General features: G+C 51.9%; 18 protein-coding genes. 1 reads left to right on the forward strand and 17 read right to left on the reverse strand.

From position 1 onward, the window contains the following. Positions 1-69: 69 nt before the first annotated feature. From THEAE_RS21510 to THEAE_RS21515, 3 genes are read right to left on the reverse strand one after another with little or no spacing between them, the layout of a single operon-like run. A complete protein-coding gene (locus THEAE_RS21510) occupies positions 70-2,559 on the reverse strand; it encodes an EAL domain-containing protein (RefSeq protein ID WP_052330104.1) in 2,490 nt (829 codons plus the stop codon). A 1-nt stretch (position 2,560) separates the two neighbouring features. Continuing rightward, a complete protein-coding gene (locus THEAE_RS23160; RefSeq protein ID WP_156920657.1) occupies positions 2,561-2,707 on the reverse strand; it encodes a hypothetical protein in 147 nt (48 codons plus the stop codon). After that, positions 2,694-3,212 carry an extracellular solute-binding protein gene (locus tag THEAE_RS21515; protein ID WP_039945433.1) on the reverse strand — a complete coding sequence of 173 codons (519 nt, stop codon included), beginning with the start codon at positions 3,210-3,212 and terminating at the stop codon, positions 2,694-2,696. Before THEAE_RS21515 ends, THEAE_RS23160 begins: the two co-directional genes overlap by 14 nt. A gap of 402 nt (positions 3,213-3,614) precedes the next feature. Here THEAE_RS21515 and THEAE_RS0116720 point away from each other — a divergent pair, with 402 nt between their 5' ends. Then, complete coding sequence (locus tag THEAE_RS0116720; RefSeq protein WP_005587089.1) at positions 3,615-3,818, forward strand: hypothetical protein; 204 nt, start codon at positions 3,615-3,617, stop codon at positions 3,816-3,818. A 52-nt stretch (positions 3,819-3,870) separates the two neighbouring features. Here the strand turns inward: THEAE_RS0116720 and THEAE_RS21520 are convergent, their stop codons facing one another. The 14 genes from THEAE_RS21520 to pflB form a co-directional block, all read right to left on the reverse strand. Then, entirely contained in the window at positions 3,871-4,953 is a 1,083-nt protein-coding gene (locus THEAE_RS21520; protein ID WP_005587091.1) for a glycosyltransferase family 2 protein, read from the reverse strand. Between the two features lie 53 nt (positions 4,954-5,006). Then, positions 5,007-5,966, reverse strand: a complete 960-nt coding sequence (locus THEAE_RS21525) for a glycosyltransferase family 2 protein (RefSeq protein ID WP_084213593.1) — start codon at positions 5,964-5,966, stop codon at positions 5,007-5,009. A 45-nt stretch (positions 5,967-6,011) separates the two neighbouring features. Further along, positions 6,012-7,007 (reverse strand): glycosyltransferase, encoded by a 996-nt coding sequence (locus THEAE_RS0116735; protein ID WP_028988217.1) that lies wholly within the window; start codon positions 7,005-7,007, stop codon positions 6,012-6,014. Positions 7,008-7,031: 24 nt separating this feature from the next. After that, positions 7,032-8,006 carry a DUF4855 domain-containing protein gene (locus THEAE_RS0116740; RefSeq protein WP_028988218.1) on the reverse strand — a complete coding sequence of 325 codons (975 nt, stop codon included), beginning with the start codon at positions 8,004-8,006 and terminating at the stop codon, positions 7,032-7,034. After that, positions 7,973-8,818 carry an N-acetyltransferase gene (locus THEAE_RS21530; RefSeq protein WP_084213594.1) on the reverse strand — a complete coding sequence of 282 codons (846 nt, stop codon included), beginning with the start codon at positions 8,816-8,818 and terminating at the stop codon, positions 7,973-7,975. The genes THEAE_RS0116740 and THEAE_RS21530 overlap by 34 nt, the downstream gene beginning before the upstream one ends. An 18-nt stretch (positions 8,819-8,836) precedes the next feature. Further along, entirely contained in the window at positions 8,837-9,796 is a 960-nt protein-coding gene (locus THEAE_RS0116750) for an NAD-dependent epimerase/dehydratase family protein (RefSeq protein WP_039944521.1), read from the reverse strand. Positions 9,797-9,879: 83 nt separating this feature from the next. Then, positions 9,880-10,299: a hypothetical protein gene (locus THEAE_RS0116755; RefSeq protein WP_028988220.1), complete on the reverse strand. Its 420-nt coding sequence runs from the start codon at positions 10,297-10,299 to the stop codon at positions 9,880-9,882. A 106-nt stretch (positions 10,300-10,405) separates the two neighbouring features. After that, positions 10,406-11,398, reverse strand: coding sequence for a glycosyltransferase (locus THEAE_RS0116760; RefSeq protein ID WP_028988221.1), 993 nt, complete (start codon positions 11,396-11,398; stop codon positions 10,406-10,408). Further along, on the reverse strand, positions 11,373-12,461 hold the full coding sequence (locus THEAE_RS21535) for a Gfo/Idh/MocA family protein (RefSeq protein ID WP_052330106.1): 1,089 nt from the start codon (positions 12,459-12,461) through the stop codon (positions 11,373-11,375). Before THEAE_RS21535 ends, THEAE_RS0116760 begins: the two co-directional genes overlap by 26 nt. Next, complete coding sequence (locus THEAE_RS0116770; RefSeq protein WP_028988222.1) at positions 12,458-13,579, reverse strand: DegT/DnrJ/EryC1/StrS family aminotransferase; 1,122 nt, start codon at positions 13,577-13,579, stop codon at positions 12,458-12,460. Before THEAE_RS0116770 ends, THEAE_RS21535 begins: the two co-directional genes overlap by 4 nt. Further along, entirely contained in the window at positions 13,563-14,576 is a 1,014-nt protein-coding gene (locus tag THEAE_RS0116775) for a CgeB family protein (protein WP_028988223.1), read from the reverse strand. The genes THEAE_RS0116770 and THEAE_RS0116775 overlap by 17 nt, the downstream gene beginning before the upstream one ends. A gap of 7 nt (positions 14,577-14,583) precedes the next feature. Then, positions 14,584-15,846 carry a nucleotide sugar dehydrogenase gene (locus THEAE_RS0116780; RefSeq protein ID WP_028988224.1) on the reverse strand — a complete coding sequence of 421 codons (1,263 nt, stop codon included), beginning with the start codon at positions 15,844-15,846 and terminating at the stop codon, positions 14,584-14,586. Between the two features lie 247 nt (positions 15,847-16,093). Continuing rightward, on the reverse strand, positions 16,094-16,846 hold the full coding sequence (gene pflA, locus THEAE_RS0116785) for a pyruvate formate-lyase-activating protein (RefSeq protein ID WP_028988225.1): 753 nt from the start codon (positions 16,844-16,846) through the stop codon (positions 16,094-16,096). Positions 16,847-16,965: 119 nt separating this feature from the next. Beyond that, positions 16,966-19,236 carry a formate C-acetyltransferase gene (gene pflB, locus THEAE_RS21540; RefSeq protein WP_039944522.1) on the reverse strand — a complete coding sequence of 757 codons (2,271 nt, stop codon included), beginning with the start codon at positions 19,234-19,236 and terminating at the stop codon, positions 16,966-16,968. Between the last annotated feature and the right edge of the window lie 30 nt (positions 19,237-19,266).

A 19,266-nucleotide genomic window follows, 5' to 3' on the forward strand; every position in this document is an offset into this window, starting at 1 on the left:
CTCCATCCTGAATCGTTTAAGACTACTCTTAACATTTCCATCTATGGATGGATTATGATATTATCCCTCCTATTTCTTTAAAAATCTCTGTTCAAGCTCTCCCGCCGTCAGGGGAATGCTGAAATAAAATCCTTGCAGCTCATCACAATGGCTCTCCTTTAAGAAGCGAACCTGTTCCTCCTTCTCCACCCCTTCCGCCGTAACCTTAAGAGCCAGATTTTTCGCCATCGCGATAATGGTGGCCACAATCGCCTTGTGGCTTTCATTTCCCGAAAGATTTTCTACAAAAGAACGGTCGATCTTCAGCCGATCGATGGGAAGATGCTGCAAGTAGTGAAGTGAACTGTACCCGGTACCGAAATCATCAATGCTGATTTGAACCCCCACCTTTTTTAACTGAGATAAGGTTTCAACCGCCCTCTCCACATCTAAGGTCACCGTCTCCGTAATCTCCAGTTCCAACAAAGAAGGAGGAAAACCCGTCTCCTTAAGGAGCTGTTGAATGTGTGAGACGAGATGGGAGTGCATAAATTGGCGGGTGGAGAGATTGACCGATATCGTTATGGGTGGATACCCCTGTTTCAGCCATTGCGCTCCTTGTTCACAAACCCTTCTCAACACAAACTCCCCCAGATGGAGGATCAGCCCTGTTTCCTCAGCGAGGGGAATAAACTCCCCGGGATCCACAAGGCCCCGTTTCGGATGGTGCCACCGAAGAAGTGCCTCCACTCCGGTCATCTTTCCGCTTTCCGCTTCCACCTTCGGTTGGTAGTAAACCTCAAATTCTCCCTGTTCCAACCCTTTATGCAAGTCATTCTCAAGAATAATTCGCTCAAAAGAGGGATCGTCGGGAGAAGGGGTATAAAAGGCGTACCCGCTCTTTCCCTGTAATTTCACCCGATACATGGCCGTATCCGCATGTTTAATAAGCTCTTCCGCTATTTTCCCATCACCGGGAAAAAGGGAGATCCCGACACTGGCGGAGACGGGCAGCTCGTACCCCTCAAGAAACCACGGACGACGGAAAGGGGCGAGGATCGCCTCCACCTTTTCCCGAATGGTCTGCATCTCACCGATTTCCGGGAGAAGGAGGATAAACTCGTCCCCTCCCATGCGGTAAACCTTTCCCTCGCCGGAGAGGGCATCCTGCAAGGTTGTGGCCACCTTCTGCAATAAGAGATCGCCAACGTCATGCCCCAGGGTATCGTTAATCGTCTTAAACCGATCCAGATCAAGAAACAGGAGAGCCAACTTCGTCTCTTGATCCTCCCGTGAGGCATAAACGCGAAGTAACCCCTCCAGATCTTCCTTTAGGGCCCGGTAATTGGGAAGTCCGGTTAAAAAGTCAAGAAAAGCGGAGCATCGCAGCGACTCATAGGCATGGGCACGGTCTAAAACGATGGCGAGGGTATGGGCAAAAGCGCTTAGTTTCTCCATCATTTCCTGATCGCACCGGTTCCCCGCCTTACAAGCCACATTTAAGGTGCCGATCACTTGATCTTTGGCGATTAAAGGAAGGATAATGAATGTATCCAATCCCTCTTCCCCAAAAATGCGTTCCCTCGGGTATTCACTTTCCTTTTCCTTAGAAAGGATTCGCATCAGTGGTTTTCTCTGACGGACCGCTTCTACCATGGGAGATTCGGCAACCCGGATCCTTTCTACCGACAGATTTCCCTGATCCCTTAGAAGGTAAAGTTCCGCTCGCGCTCCATCCTTTCGGTCCAGGAAAGCAAGACTGATCCAATCCGGTTTAAAGAATTCGGCCAATCGACTCAAAAGTTGACCGATCACCTCTTTGGATAGGGAATCTCTCTCCATCACCATCCGGGAAATCTCTCCCATCAGTTCCAGCATGCCGATGGTTTCCCGCAAGGTTGCCGTCGCCTTCTTGATTCCTTCTTCCAGATTCTCTTCATGATGACCGATCTTTTCCGCCATCTGGTTAAAGGCTTTGGAGAGATCCTGGATCTCCCAGGTCCCTTCCACTTTTACACGGATATTTCGTTCCCCCTGCCCCATCCTATGAACCGCTTCCATCAATTTTTTTAAGGGAGAGGTAAGCTTGCGGCTTACATAAATGGAAAGGAGGATCGAAGCCCCGGTCACGACGAGGGCGACACCCAGGGTAGAGAAGAGGAGAGCTTCTTTTTGTTGCTGTAGACGGTCTGTCTTTAGGGCGATCTCAATCTCCCCTACTTTTTTCTGAAAGTAAAGCAGGGGCACTTGCTCTACGAGGAGGGGCCGATCCGTCACCGTCTCCCCCTTTTGATTCACCACCCTGCCTGTCGGGTCCCGTATGATGACGTACTGAACACTGGGATGGGAAATGAGGGCGTACGCCAAGGGGCCGATGGAGCTATATTCTCCGCTTAGCATCGACTTGCCGATGGCTGAACCGAGGGTTCCGGCAATGGCCACCCCCTCTTCCCGCAGGGTATCTTCCAGCTTCTTCGATTCGGTAAAGAGGTATTGACCGCTAAGCAGGATCATGGTCACGAGGACCAAAAGATTCATCGCGAGAGCAAAACGAAAGGCGATTCCTTGATACCATTTCATTTTATCTTCCTCCCCCAAGTGCCTCCAACTGCCTTTTCCATTGGTGGTAATGCTCCTTCTGGTGCACCCGCCCGTAGCGGTTCGTAATCTCCTCCCACCGGGCGGCCGTCCGTTCCAGCGCCTCTTGGGGAGAGTTACTCCGCCCCATACTTCTCAAATAGATCTTTCCGATAGAAGAGAAGGTGGGCATCCCCGTCATAAACCACCCCATAATCATGGCCACCGTAATGCATATAGAGATTCCGGTAAATGGGAATGATCTCCTGGATCGACGGGTCATCGGAGGTGTATGAATCGAGGGGAAGAAGCATCTCCCTTTCCACATATTCCGGCAGTTTTGCCGGGAAGAGGATATAGAGGTCATAGGTATCCTTGCTCGCAAACAGGAAATCTTCCAGATGATCGCTAAGCCGATCGGGATAAAAATATTGAAATCGGATGTGGAATTTCTCCCGGATCGCTTTCTCCTCCATTCGAAAAGCTTCAATGGCCTGTTCAGAGTCGGCTACGACCTTGAGCGTGATGAGGGAGGAACGATTCTCCTCCGTCGGAACCGGGGCATTAGGATTCGCCCGGCATCCGACAAGGCTTCCGATCAGGATGATGAGGAAAAAATAGATGAGCAATTTCCCCCACGATACAAACCTGTTCACCCTACCACTTCCCTTCTCCTAGGAGATATGGACTATCCATTTTTATCATAGGCCCTTTACCTTCCGTTTTCCATTCCTTTTCCCCGCTTACCCTTGTCGATTTTGAAAAAAATAAAACAAAAAAAGAAGCGTACCTCTTCCTAAGAAGACCCACTCCTCTTTCTTTCGTGGAATAACCTTGTCGTTTCTTCACATTTGCCCTCGATTCCTATCTCTTTCATAGGAAATACCCACCGCATGAAGCGGTTACAATAAGAAAAAATGATGAACAGAACCGTCAACTCTTTTTGTCATCTTGGTGACACCTCTCCGTAAGCCCTTGATTTTCGGTTGTGAAAAAAGTAACATAAAGGCGGATCAAAAAGAGCCATAAAATACGTTACATGAAGGGAGGATTCGAACATGAAGGGAACGGCTCTCTTATATATTCAAAAAAAGGGATACAAGGTTTTGGAACATGTGGATTACGACACCATCGAAGAAATGCAGGAAAAATTAGGTTGCTCCCACTGCATCGGCCATATCATGGATAAAGAGGTGGACTTTGGTAACGTTGACGAGATCCATTGGGTTGGAGAACAGGTTGAGTGGGAGTACGGATACTAATCGGTCCAACCGGACGGTTTGTTGATGAACGGCGCATGAAGAGTTTTTTTCCCTATGAATGATGGAGAACATGGCGCTTCCGGAAAAGATCCTCATAGCCTAAGCGTTCTCCCTTCCACTGCATCGCAGCGGCTATGGCTTCCAAGTAATCCCCGATAATGAGCTCCTCCACAGGATTGCAAGCGCCCATATTCTCCTTCCGAAGGCGATTCCTGGAGATGACATCGACGGAATAGGGCGCCACCACCTTTAACCCTTTCAACAGGGCCAGGGCGTGCGCCCGTGGAGGCACCATTAAGGTTGCGGAACCGATCTCGTTGACGGCTTGACGGGAAAGGGCATGGGGAACCGCGGTTAAGGAATTGGCGTGAAGATCAAACCTCCCTAAGACCCGATTCAAGAACTCTTTCAGAATCGTCACCCGGTCCCAATGGGGAAAAGTGGGTAAATAAGGAGTGAGGTCGTTTAGGGCCACATCGGCTCCTTTCTCCACCGCTGCAATAAACGGGAGAAGATGTTCTTCGGCGATCACCATATCGGCATCGAGGAAGAGGAGGATATCCGCGGCGGTTGCAGCCGCACCAACCGCTCTCCCCACATCATGGCCCAATGGCTCATCATAGCGGACGAGATGGACAAAAGGAGTATCCTCTGCTATGGTGAGGCTCCGATCGGTGGAGCCATTTACCACCAGTATGACCTCCTCCAACGGAAGTTTCTCCAGCCGCCGGAGAAGGTGCGGCAACGTTCTTTCTTCATTTCGGACGGAGAGAACGGCCGCCACGGAAGAGTGCGTAGGCAGGGGCAGGAAATGACCGGGCAAAGGGATGTGCCGATCCAAAAAAGCTTGGATAAAGGATCCGGCCGATGCTGCATATTCTTTTAAAGAAATGAGATGCGTTTTCTCCTGATACCATTCTAACCACAATTGATTTACCCTTTTTTCCGCCGCTTTTCTCTCATCCTCTTCCAGCATTCTTTTCAGCTCTTCCCCATAAATGAGAGAGTATTCCTCCCCGGCTCGGTAGCTCTCTTTTTGCCAATCTCTTTTTTCCTTCGTGATCCCGTTATTTTTGAAGGAAAGCATCTTTCCCCCATATCTTTTCTTTTGGGCTCGTTTCCTCCTCTTCAGCATCGTGCTCCTCCTGACTGACTTTTTTTAGTCTCCCTTTTTCCGCTCTTCCCGCTTTATTCAAGGTTTACGTTTAACGCATCCTCACTTTCCGTTTCCTTCTCCACCGAAATGGTCGGATCGAACTCTCCCCGATTGATGATCTCCCTTTCTCCGATGCGCTCCTCTTCTCCCATCCTTCCCTCTCCATGTACGGTCATGATTTCCCCCTCTTGATCCGCCGGCATGAAGACCGCCTCTCTTACTCGCATCCCGTCCCAGTATCCTCCCCGATTTCCTTTTCGTTGCAGGAACCAATGAATGGCTTCCAGATGGTCTCCCACCACCAGTTCCCTCATCCAGGGGCGCTTTCCCCGTTTCCGGTTCCACCGTTCGATGGGAATGTTGGCAATCGTCTCAATGCGGAGCCCTTGTTCAATGGCGATGGCCAGCGCCTTAGGAGGAACGGATAAATTCTCATGTCCAATCTCCAAAAGAGCCCTGCGGTTTAGGGCATGGGGTACGGCGGTCATGGAAGCTCCTTTTAAATCGGGGCGGTTGAGAATGATGTTTAATGCATATTTGGATAAAACGACGGGATGAACCCTTCTCCTCTGATCGGGCGCCACAAACCCGTTGAGGGCAAGATCAGCCCCATCCATCACCGCTTTCACGAAAGGGCGAAGTAATCTGAAGGGAAGGGGAAGATCCCCATCGAGGAAGAGAAGAATCTCTCCCCGCGCCTGCTGGGACCCGACGCTCCGCCCCACATCGTGGCCTAAAACGTAAGGATAGTAGAGCACCTTTGCTCCCATGCGCTCGGCAACCTGATGGGAGCCATCGGTAGTCCCGTTGGCGACGACGATTACCTCCGTCGAAGGATGGATCATGCGCGCATTCCAAATAACGCCTTCGATCCGATCCCTTTCATTCTGAACAGGAATGATGACGGAGACGAGAGGCTCCGTTGAATTCCAAATCGATGTAACCAGACTTTTGTGTCCTCTGATCGAGGGAGGGGAACCCTTCTTTTTCATCGCGAAAAGCACTCCTCTTTCACCGCATCGATGCCCCATTCCCCTTTACTCTTCCATCACTTGCTTATAGATCGCCAGTAAACGAGGGACCACCCGATCTACCTCATGATGCTTTTCAGCATAAATTCTTCCTTTCACTCCTGCCTCACGGCGCAAACTCGGGCTTTTAATCAGTTCTTCCAATACCTGTGCAATCGTGGTGGGATTGGCCGAAACTATGGGAGGCATCTCCGGATAAGTGAGGGCGAGATCCTCTCGGATATAACCGACCACGGGCTTCCCGAGACTCATCCCCTCTACCGCAAAAAGGCCGTATGAACCGCACAGAATCTGATCAACCACCAGATCCGCTTCTTGATACGCCTTTAAAGCGTCACGGTTACTCATCCCTTCAATCCTTTTATAACGAAAAGAGAGGCCTTTTTCCTTCAATCGTTGCAATGCATTTTCGATATATTCGGTTCCTTTAAAGCGCGGCTGCGTTGGTGCATGGATAATAAGGGGATTCTCCTCGCCCAGGGACGGATAAACAGGTATCGTATCCCGCACGGGGAATGCCAAAGGAAGGATATGAATATGCTTGTAATAAGGAACAAGATACGGGTAGACTTCATAATCCTGGACAATCGCATGATCAATCGATTGTGTCAGTTGTTTTAATCTTTGATCGATCTGTTCAGGCGAGGGGGAATCCCCCGTATAAACGTATGGGTTTGATAAAGAGGCGATGGCATGGGTCCTCACATCGTTCCCCCAATGGTGCATGAGCATCTTTTTCCCTAATTTTTTAATTTCCTTCAGATCGCGGAAGTTGGGAGTCAACGTGTACCCATAGTGAAAGTGAAAAAGATCAAAATAGCGAACCGCGTCCGGCAGCATCCGTTCCAGTTCATATCCATCTACATTAAACCGATGCTCTCGGTAATCCAAATAGGTATGAAAATAGTTATAGGCTACGGAAGAGACCCCATGGGGTTGCAATCCTTTGCTTAAAATCCCCATTTGACCCGCAATTTCAATGGGCGCTTGCATCACTTTCATCCTCTTCCCTCGTTTCCTTAAGGTTCAATCTCTCGCCAAAACCGGAATGTTCGCATAGGCTCCCTTCGTATAGGCGTAGAGATAAACATAGATCGGATCCCCCCTTTGGTAATAGGGCAGGATTCCTCTCGCCCCCAACTCATAGAATTGAAATGCATGCATAAAAGAATCCCGTCCCGCATTCAGGTAATCGATAATTTGCGCGTTGGAAACCCGCTCATCTCCCCAAAGAATGAGTCCAAATTCTTGGAAATTTGCCCAAGCCGCAGATGCGGCAATCCATTTTTCTCCCCGGGGGCCTTCGGGAGGATCCCCTAAATGGGTGGGACGAATCAAAATATAATCAAAGCCCATCTTCCGCCCTTCCATCGCTTTGGCTGTTCCGTAATTTTGTTGCCACATGAGCTTCCATCCAAGCGGGTGCAGTTTCGTGGCGAGAAGGGAGATTAATTCTTCATCCCCTAGATCAAGGGAACTTTTCGTCCAGGCAAATCCTTTGAAATCTACCGAATGTCCGGGAAATCTTTTCCGGATTTCTTCCCAGCGGTATAAAAATTGATCGATCCAACTCAAAAGAATGCCCGCCCTCCCCCCTGGCCATGAACGGCGGGCAGAGGAAGGGTAGGGATAAGGAAGGGCAATCCAAAGATCGATCCTTTTGGGTTGAACGTTTTCTTTGGATAGTTCCAAAAGGGCAGATAGATTCCCCTCCGTTTTGAAAAGGGCGTTTAACGCTTCTTCCCACCCTTGTTCGGTGTTTTCCATCCCCATTCCCAATGCTTTTCCGGAGAGAATCTCCCCCTTCTCCGACTTTAAAGCTTCAAAAAGAACTCCGCCGAAGAAACGGTCCACCATCTTGCCCTGATGAAGATAAAAGAGATGGGGACGTAAATCCTCAGCCGTCCAAATCCTCTCTTCATGGCCGGAGACGGGATAGAGGTACTCGCATGTAACGATGTGGTTATTCAGTCCAGATGGCTCAGCCAGCAGAAACGGCATCTTCTTTCCTCCCTGATTGATTCTCTTTTTTCTTCCAGTTTACGGGCAGGATTTCCCACCACCGTCGCCCCGTCCTCCACATCCCTCGTCACCACCGACCCTGCGCCCACTACCGCCCCTTCCCCCACGGTAATTCCGGGCAGCAGGGTGGCGTTGTTGCCTATCTTCGCACCCCGCTTCAGATGAGGTCCCCGGTGGGGATAATCCCCTCGCCCCATATACTTATCGTTGGAGGAAGAAACGCACGGGCCGATAAAGACCTCATCCTCAATCACCATATCCCCGGTGATGTAACTTCCCGTCTGGATCGTCACCCCTTTGCCGATCCGACAGTTTAACTCCACCGTCACATGGCGGCCAATGATGCTCTTCTCCCCCACCTCCACCTTCTCCCGGATACTGGCCAGATCCCCCACAAATACGTCCTTTCCCAACACCACATCCTGATAAATCTCCGCGTGGGACCCAATCTTCACCCCATCCCCCAGGCAGGCGGGTTGCCCTCCTCCTATCGGCTTTCGTGCCATCTTCTTGCCGGTCGAAGGGACCTTACCGATCAGGGAGAAATCGCCCACTTCCACGCCTTCACCCAATCTGCTCCCTCGGCCGATTACCGCATGGTGAGCAATTCTGCTGCCTTTCCCGATCGAGGATCCTTTTTCAATCACCGCATGGTGGCCGATCCGTACCCCTTCCCCGAGGAGGGCACCCTCTTCGATGACGACATATTCACCGATCACCGTCCCATCTCCAATCTGAACATCCTTTCCGATGCTTACATCCGCCCCCATCGTGACCGCTTTGCCGATCATGATGTTTCCCCCTCCTCTCTACAGATTTCTTTCCTTCCGCCACCATGCATAGGTTTTCCCTAACCCTTCATGTAGGGCATGGCGGGGCTCCCAACCGATCTCCTTCTTTAACCTGGAGATATCCAGGCAACGTCTCCTCACTTGATCCACTTGTCTCTTGGGCAGGTAGCACAAGGGATACTCCGGAAGGTCCGCAACCTCCTTCACCTGTTCCGCTAAGCGGTTGACAGTCGTCTCCACTCCGGTGGCCACATTCCAAACCCCGCCAATGAAGCGGTCCTCCCATCCCGCCATGAAGAGGAGATCCATCACATCCTCCACGTAGGTAAAATCCCGCGTCTGCTCCCCATCTCCATAGATGGTTAGGGGTTCTCCCCTCTCAAGAGCCTCAAGGAACTTGCTCACCACCCCGCAATAAGGATTGGTTGGCACCTGGCCGGGGCCATACACATTGGAGAGGCGAAAAATGACCACAGGAATCCGGTACAGACGGTGATAAACCTGGCAATAATGCTCCATCGCCAGCTTGCTGGCGGCATAAGGGAGATTTGGCTTCATCTCCTGTTCCGGGGTGGGAAGAAGATCCGCCTCTCCGTAAACGGAGGCGGTAGAGGTATAAACAAAACGTTTCAGGCGCTTTCCTTTTTCCCTCACTTTCTCCAAGAGGCGAAATCCTCCCCAGAGGTTAACCCGGATATCTTCTACCGGATCCTCGATCGACCGGACCAAGTTGCGGCAGGCCAAGTGGTAGAGAATCTCCACCTGGGGCAACACCTCATCCAGATACGCCTCCTCATCAAAACTCCCCTTGAAAAAGGAGATCTTCTCGGAGGAGGGCAATTGCTCCTTGTTCCCGGTTGACAGATCATCCACCACAAAAAGGCGGCCTACGATGGGAAGAAGCCTCTTCACCAGCTGAGAACCCAGGAATCCGGCTCCCCCTGTGACCAATATGTTTACTCCCTCCCCTTCCGTCACCTTTCTCACATCCTTTCCTTTCCACCTTGTTCTGCGTCCTGTTTATCCATATTCCATATCCTTCCACATCCCCGCCGGACAAGTTATACGGTGGCCACCACCAAATAGGGGGGATCGCTCTCTCTGAAAGGAAACAGAAGGGTTCCCTCGTACCATATTTTGTGCCCATGATTCTCCAGGCTCTGAAAGCGCCACGAATGGGAATGGCTCGTCACATCCATCCTTGCTTCCACGGTATGGGGAGTAATGGGTATGGTGCGAAGAAGGCCGCCTACGGGCGGAGAATATCCCCCTCGCACCAGGGACTCATCCCATCCGGAGGCGATGGGCCGGATCAACAAGGTGGCAGAGCTCCCAGACGCACCCGACAAGGGCACATGAAGCATCATGGAGGTTACCGTCATATCGGTGGGAATAACCGCTATATTAAACGAGACAAGCATCATTTTATGCTTAATGAACAATCGGTTCGGGACGAAGAACATCATCTTTTCCAGATTCATCACATCTCCCTCCTTCCGCTTTTTTTTTTGGGGGTTCCCGGTCCCTTGGATTTCCTATCTCTTCTTTACCTTGAATGAAAACAGGTCGGCTCCGTCTTTTTTCTTCCTAGGAATTTAACTCTCCATAGATCACAAGAAGCCGATCCACCACATTCTCCACCCGATGGACCCGATCGGCATAAGCTCTTCCCCTCATCCCCAACCGAAGGCGCAATGCAGGCTGTTCCAACAACTCCTTCACCTTTCCATAGAGAGTGTCCGGGTTGGCATTTACGACGGGAAGATCCGCAGGAAATTGGGACACGAGATCCTCCCGGATGTAAGCCACCACCGGTTTGCCCAGTGCCATCGCCTCGGCGCTGAACAATCCGTAAGACCCGCACAAGACCTGATCGATCACGATATCCGCCTTCTCATACTCGGCGAGAGCCGCCTGATGATTCATCCGTTCGATCCGGCGATACGCGAAGGAATATCCTTCCTGTTTTAAGCGATCTAGCGCGGCTTCTATGATTTTCGTCCCCTTAAATTCCGGATTGGTCGGCGCATGAAGGATTAGAGGGCAGATATTGGACGGATCGGGATAATGAGGGGCGAGGCCACGCATATCGAGGGCTATGGGGAGAACATGCACCTTTTCATAATACGGAGCCACATACGCATAAACCTCATAATCTTGTACAATCGCCTCCCGGATATAGCGGGAAATGGAGGCAAGTTGTTTGTGGATCGTCTCATTGGAAGGGGAATCCCCGGTATAAACGTATGGATTATTCCGTCTGGCCTGATCATGGAAACGGACATCATTCCCCCAATGGTTCATCACCATCTTTTTCCCCAATCCCTTCAGCCGGGGAAGATCCGCATATTCCGGCAGAATGGTACTGCTGTAGTGGAAATGAAAGAGGTCGAAGAAATGAATCAGATGCCTGGACTGGTTCCCAATCTCCGGATAGATGGTGTTGATTAAATGATTTTGATATCCTAAATAGGAATGAAAGATATTATAGCCCACGGCGATATGGCCCCTCCGCTTGAGTTCTCCGCTTAAAATGCCCATTTGGCCGGCAATTTCAATCACCCCATGAAAGATCCGCATCCTTCTCCCTCCTTTCCCTGTGATCTTCTCTCAAGGGGAGAAAGACGGGAAGATGGGCAGCGGCGGATTGATAGAAGGCGAGAGAAGTCTCTAAGGCGTGGTAAATTTGGCGAGATGGTATCAGGAGGGACGCCTCCCCAGAAAGAAGGGTGCGGATAAAGGCTTCATACATCCGTCTCTCCTCTCCCTCTTCCTTCAGGAGGGCGGCTGCTTCCTCCTCTGCTCCTTCATGGCCCTCCAGGGCGACCCGTTTTATTTGGTTCATGGAAGGCCCTCCCAAGGAGATCGTCCCCTTTTCCCCGAAAAGAGAAAGGCCCATTTCCAAATTGGCCGGGTAGGTCATCACATTCATCTCCATGACCCCTTTTCCTCCCCGGCGGAAAGAGAGAATCCCCAACGCCGCATCTTCCGTCTCTTTCTCGGTTCGCCAATGCACGAATTCTCCGTAGATCGAATCCACTTCACCCATCAGCCAGAGGAGGAGATCAAGGAGATGGATCCCTTGATTCACCACCATCCCGCCATCGGTCAGCCGCCTTCCCCGCCACGGGGAGGACAGATAATAGGTGAGAGGACGGGCGAAAGAGATGCGGATACTCCCCAAATGGATGTACCCAAGCCTTTCATCCTCTACCCATTCCTTCAACTTTTGCAGAAGGGGGCGATAGCGGAGCTGGTGGCATACGAGGAGGTGTCTGCCTAGCTCCCCGGCGAGGTTGATCGTCTCCTCCGCTTCTTGTAAGGAAAGGGAGATCGGCTTTTCCACCATCACATGCTTCCCCGCTCGCATTGCCTCCTGGGCGAGAGGGGCATGAAGATGGGTGGAGGTGGCGATCACCACCGCTTCTATGGTCGAGTCATTCAACAATGAGAGGGGATCGGGATACCGGGCTACCTTGCCGTTTCTTCCGGAATCCTGCAGATATCTTTTCTCCACCGCCTCCATCCGTTCAGGATTGATGTCGCTCACGGCAACCAACCGGGCATTGGAAATGCCCGCCAGAGTGGCCGCATGCTTTTCTCCCATCCGGCCGCAGCCGATCAAGCCAAAACGGATGCTCATTTCCCACTCCCGCCTTCCTTTTTCCCATATTCCCGAAGAGCCGAAATCACTTGCTCTTGTTCCGCTTCGCTTAAGAAGGGGCTTAGAGGCAAGGCGAGAATTCTCTTGGAAACCCTCTCCGCCACGGGGAGATCCCCTTCCTTATATCCCAAGGAACGATATGCCTCCTGAAGATGAAGGGAAAGGGGGTAATAAACCCCTGTCTCGATTCCCCGATCCTGGAGAAACTTCCGGACCATCTCCCGGCTCTCCACCTCCACAGAGAAGAGATGCCAAACAGGTTCCCTTCCTTCCCCCACCCTGGGCAGGGTAAGGAAGGGGAGATCCGCCAGTTCCGCCAGATAGATGGCCACTTTTTCCCGCCGCAGCCGATTCCATTGATCAATCTCTTTTAATGCCAGGAGGAGGACCGCCGCATGGATCTCATCGAGGCGGCTGTTCATTCCGATCTTCTCGTGTTCATATTTCCTCCGGCTCCCGTGCTGGCGCAAAAGGCGAATCCGTTCCGCCACCCCTTGGTGGGATGTTGCCACCAAACCGCCGTCTCCCAATGTTCCCAGGTTTTTGGTGGGAAAGAAGGAGAAGGAAGCCGCGTCTCCCAGACTCCCTACCGGTTTCCCTCGGTAGGTTGCTCCGAAGGCTTGACAAGCATCTTCAAAGAGGAATAAAGAATGCCTCCTCGCTGCCTCCTGCAACGGTTCCATATCGGCCGGCTGGCCGAAGAGGTGAACCGGGAGAATCGCTTTTGTCCTTGGAGTAATCGCTTCTTCCACCCGGCTCATATCCAGGTTATAGGTCACGGGATCAATATCAACGAAGACGGGTTTAGCCCCCGCCCGGGAGATCGCCTCCGCAGTGGCGAAGAAGGTAAAGGGAGTGGTGATCACCTCATCCCCCGGCCCGATCCCAAATCCCTCCAGGATGAGGAGAAGGGCATCGGTTCCATTTCCCACTCCGATGGCATCGCTGACTTCCAATCGTTCCTTGATCTTCTCTTCGAGTTCTTTCACCCTCCGACCGAGGATATATTGGCCCGACTCGATCACCTCTTCGATTTCCTGCATCAACTCTTTCTTGATGAAAGCGAATTGCCTTCTCAGGTTAATGAGAGGAATCATCTGCCCACCCCTTTTTCTTCATCTCGTTTTCCACCGACGGCCAAATCGCCCTAAGATGGTTCCCATAGGTATGTTTTTGTAAAACGGCTTGATGCCCATTCCTCCCAATCCCCCAACGCTCTTCGGGTTGGTTCAGGTACCGGGAGATGAGCCGCAGCGTTTCGTCCGGCGAGGAGGAGAGAAGGAGTTCCTCTCCATCTTTAAATAAGCGCTCTAAGGCGGGGGTGCGGCTCCCCAACATGAGGCTTCCGCTTCCCAAAATTTCATACGTCCTTTGGGAGACTTGGTCCGTCGCATTTTGGATCCCCAAAACGATCTTTGATTGGTGATAAACCCGCGCGGACTCCTTATACGGGAGATAGCCGTGCAGGCGATGGGACGGGATGGAAACCCCCAGATGCTTTGTGACGGATTCCGGATCTTCCTGCCAGCCGTATCCCCAAATATGGAGATCATAACCTGCGCCGAGGAGCGGAACCAACAGCTGCTTAAAACTCTCCATTCGGAAGGTAGGGGCGTGGAGGTGAGTTGTCCCTACCAGGGAGATCTCATACGTTTCTTCAATGCCCCAGGGCTTTGCCGGGAAAAGGCGGGGGTTTAGGGCAAAATTCAGATACAGGGCGGGAATTCCCATGTTGCGGTAGCTGTTCACGCAGGCAGGATGAATGGTCCAGACCATATCCGGCTTAATCTTCCGGATCAAGGGGATCGACCAGCCTTCATGAAAGAGACCATCCTCCGTCGCCCAATAGATGTGGAAGAGCCGATACTTCATCGCGATTTCCGGGAGAACCGCGAGCGTGGGGGCGGTTAGGGGCGCATCACATCCCACGGTGAGGAGAATCTCCGGGCGGAAATAGCGAATGCCGGCTTCAATCTCTTTCATGTTCCATGAACTCTGGTAAAAAAGTTGATGTCCCATCTGGGAGAGGGAATCTCCTAAACTATTCAGATAAATAGAGCGGTGATCCAGAAAAAAGATGCGTCTCCTGCTCACCCCCTCCTCATCCCCTCACGACGTGGGGGGCATGAACCCTCCGCGTCACATTTCGGGTATCGTAGATGAGCCGGCCGCAGCGAATCAACTCTTCCCACGGAATGCGGGAATGGTCCACCAGGATGAGGATGAGATCAAAGGAGCGAATTTTCTCCCCCTCCCAAGAAAAACGAGGCAACCTGGGCAGATCTTCCGAATAGAGGGGATCATACACCTCCACCTCGACCCCCCTCTCCTGAAGGAGACGAACCACCTTCAGGGCTGCCGATTCCCGGATATCGTTTACATCCTTCTTATAGGTAATCCCGATCACCCCAACCTTTGCTTTTTCCAGGGGGATCCTTTCCCGTTCGAGAAGTTCCACTGCCCTCTCCATCACAAAATGGGGAATCAGTTCGTTCACCCGGATCGCCTCTTCGATCATCCGCAGCCTCATCCCCTCACGCCGGGCCGACCAGGCCAGATAAACCGGATCCACGGGGATGCAATGTCCGCCGGCTCCCGCACTGGGGTAGTAGGGGGTAAATCCATAAGGCTTCGTCTTGGCCGCCTCAATCACCTCCCATACATCTACCTTTAGTCGATGGGCCAGCATATTGATTTCATTGATGAACGAGATATTGACAAGGCGCTGGCCGTTCTCCAGCATCTTCACAAATTCGGCGGTCTTGGGAGAACTGACCGGAACGATCGTTTCAAAAAGATCCCCATACAGCTCCTTTACTTTCCCTAAGCACTCTGAAGTTACTCCACTGATCACTTTAGGGATTTTCGCCAAGGAAAAAGAGTCGTTCCCAGGTTCAATCCGCTCGGGCGAATACCCGAGGAAAATCTCCTTGCCCACTTGAAGGCCTGTTTCCTCCAAGATCCTTTTCACCATCTCCTCCGTGGTGCCGGGATACGTCGAGCTCTCCAGGATAACCGTTTGACCGGATCGGAGATAGGGGTGGAGCGTATGAAGGACCTCCTTCACCGCCGTAAGATCAGGCTCCATTTCACGTAAGGGCGTGGGAACGGCGATGATGATGTACTCCGCCCTGCCCACCTCCTCATACCCTTCGGTGGGGATAAACGTTCCCTTGCCGATTAGTTCTTTCATCTCTTCATCGGTAAAATCGGATAAATAACTCCTCCCCTCCTGGAGGGAGGAGATCTTCCTCCGGTCTATATCAATGCCAAGAACCGAATACCCCTTCGCTTCCAATAATTGAACCAACGGTAATCCAACAAAACCTAGACCAATCACGGCAACCCATCTATCTCTCTTCATGACCCGTTCCTTCCCCTTCTTTTTTGTAACACGTTATTTTATGGGAGAAGGGACAAACAGAAACGGCACTTACCATGGTTTCTCGCAAAATAGGTAAGTATTAAAGATGCCAATGTCATAGAGAGATCCGATGGCATCCGCCATTCTAAAAAAAGGGGAAGGCCCCTCATCATGGGGGGTGATGAAGGGCCTTCCTCATATATATTAGGAGATGATATGGGGGGCGATGAGAATAAGGTTAATAAGGTTAATGAAAGGGAACTGAAGATCGTAAAGACTCATTCAGAAGTTTTGAGATTTTCTCCACTTCATCCTGATCCGGGGGAACCGTATCTTTTAAAGAGTAAGGAATCCCCAGGGCTTCCCATTTATAGACCCCCAGCTTATGGTAGGGGAGCACCTCTACTTTCTCTACACTCGCAAGCTGGGCAAGAAATTGGGCCAGTCTCCCGATCTCCTCGGGATCGTCGGTCACGCCGGGAACCAGGACATGGCGTATCCACATCGGGATATTTCGCCGGGACAACAGTTTTGCAAAGGCGAGAATCCCCTTATTGTGATGGCCGGTCAGCCAATGATGTTTCGCAGCGTCTATCACCTTCAAGTCGAGGAGGACGAGATCTGTGACGGAGAGAAGCCGCTCCAGATCCGGGTCCTGCTTCTTCTCCGGCCGATAGCAAATACCGGAAGTATCGAGCGCGGTATGGATCCCCTTCTCCTTACAGCGGGAGAAAAGCTCCGACACAAAGGGGGTTTGAAGCATCGGCTCGCCGCCGGTAGCCGTAACACCGCCGCCTGAGGCGCGCATGTAGGGAAGATAGCGTTCAATCTCCTCCATGAGGGAGTCTGCCGTGATCTCCTTTCCCGCCTTCACATCCCAGGTATCCGGGTTATGGCAATACCGGCAACGCATGGGACAACCTTGCATAAAGACCACATAGCGAAGGCCTGGACCATCTACGGTTCCACACGTCTCCACCGAATGGATCCTGCCGATCATCTTCATCCCCCCTTCTTCGCGCGTTCCATCTCATTCCATCCAGAAAACACCATGATCCAACGGAAACGTCCATCCCCACGGTTCCCTCTTCCTCTTCCCGACCAAGAAAAAATGGAACCTTACATGCTTTCATGGAATGTCCGGTGAATCACATCCATCTGTTGTTCCCGCGTTAACTTGATGAAATGAACGGCATACCCGGATACCCGAATGGTCAGTTGTGGATATTTCTCCGGATGATCCATGGCATCGAGGAGCGTCTCCCGGTTTAGTACATTGACATTCAGGTGATGGCCCCCCTTCATCGTATACCCGTCGAGAATGGCGGCCAGGTTCTTCCTCTGGGAGGCTTCATCGCGGCCTAATGCTTTCGGGACGATGGAGAAGGTATTTGAGATCCCATCTAAAGAATCCTGATAATCGATCTTGGCCACGGAATTGAGGGAGGCAATAGCCCCTTTCCGATCCCTGCCGTGAAGGGGATTTGCCCCGGGGGCAAACGGCTCTCCCGCTTTCCGGCCGTCGGGGGTATTCCCCGTCTTCTTCCCATAAACCACGTTGGAGGTGATGGTTAATACCGACTGGGTGGGATAGGAATTCCGGTAGGTTTTCTGTCGGCGAAGTTTCTCCATAAACCGATGGACCAGGTCGTGGGCGATTCGGTCCACGCGATCATCATCGTTCCCGTACTGCGGGTAATCGCCTTCCCGCTCAAAATCTACGGCCAAGCCGTTTTCATCCCGAATGACCCGGACACGGGTATGCTTAATGGCGCTTAAAGAGTCCGCCACTACGGACAATCCGGCGATCCCGCACGCCATCGTGCGGAACACATCCCGGTCGTGGAGAGCCATCTCAATCCGCTCATAGGCATATTTGTCATGCATATAATGGATCACATTTAACGTATTGATATAAAGCTTTGCCAGCCAATCCAAAACTTTGTCGTACCGTTCCATCACTTCTTCATACTCGAGAACTTCGGAAGTGATCGGCTCAAAACGGGGGCCCACCTGCACCTTCAGTTTTTCATCCACGCCTCCGTTAATGGCGTAGAGGAGCGCCTTGGCCAGATTTGCCCTTGCCCCGAAAAATTGCATCTGTTTGCCGATCCGCATGGCGGAAACGCAGCAGGCAATCCCGTAATCGTCGCCGTATTCCGCCCGCATCAGGTCGTCATTCTCATATTGGATGGAACTTGTCGCGATGGAGATCTTCGCGCAATACGCTTTAAACGTTTCCGGAAGCCGGGGCGACCAGAGAACGGTAAGGTTAGGTTCCGGTGCAGGGCCGAGATTGATCAGCGTATGGAGGAAGCGGAAGGAACTCTTCGTCACGAGGGGACGCCCGTCAAGCCCCATCCCGCCGATCGATTCCGTCACCCAGGTGGGATCACCGCTGAAGAGGGAATCATATTCGGGGGTGCGGAGGAACCTGACCATGCGGAGCTTCATCACAAAGTGATCGATCAATTCCTGGGCTTCCGCTTCGGTGAGCTTCCCTTCCCGCAGGTCCCTCTCCAGATAAATGTCCAGGAAGGTGGAAACCCGCCCTAAGCTCATGGCCGCCCCGTTTTGCTCTTTTACCGCAGCCAGATAGGCGAAATAGAGCCACTGAACCGCTTCCCTCGCGTTTTCCGCCGGTCGGGAAATGTCATACCCATACGAGAGAGCCATCTCCTTTAACTCATAAAGCGCCTTGATCTGTTCGGCAATCTCCTCCCGCAAACGGATCACATTTTCCATCATCTCTTCATTTTCCAAGGATGAGAGTTCCCTTTCTTTCTCCCGAATCAGGAAATCGACCCCATAGAGGGGAACCCTGCGATAATCCCCGATAATCCGGCCCCTGCCGTAGGCATCCGGAAGCCCGGTAATGATTCCGGCCTTCCGGGCCCGTTTCATTTCCGGCGTATAGGCGTCAAAAACCCCTTGATTATGCGTCTTCCGGTATTTGGTGAAGATCTCCTTCACCTGGGGATCCAGTTCGTAGCCATAGGCTTCACAACCCTGTTCCACCATGCGGATCCCCCCATAAGGCATGATGGCCCGTTTTAGAGGTTGATCTGTTTGTAGCCCCACGATCTGTTCCAGTTCTTTATCGATGTATCCAGGTTTGTGAGATGTAATGGAGGAGGGGGTGTGGACATCTACATCTAAAACCCCACCCTTTTCCCGCTCCTTGCGGAAAAGTTCCTTCACCTCATCCCACAGTTTAAGGGTCCTCTCCGTCGGTCCGGCTAGAAAGGAATCATCTCCGGTGTACGGGGTGTAGTTTCTTTGGATAAAATCCCTTACATCGATCTCTTCCATCCAGTTTCCGGCCCGAAATCCCCGCCATGCACCGCCATCCTCAATGATCGTCGGCCTTGATCCTTCTAAAATGGACATGTTCATTCCTCCATTACTTACCAATGATGG

It is taken from the genome of Thermicanus aegyptius DSM 12793 (assembly GCF_000510645.1).
Lineage (GTDB): Bacteria > Bacillota > Bacilli > Thermicanales > Thermicanaceae > Thermicanus > Thermicanus aegyptius.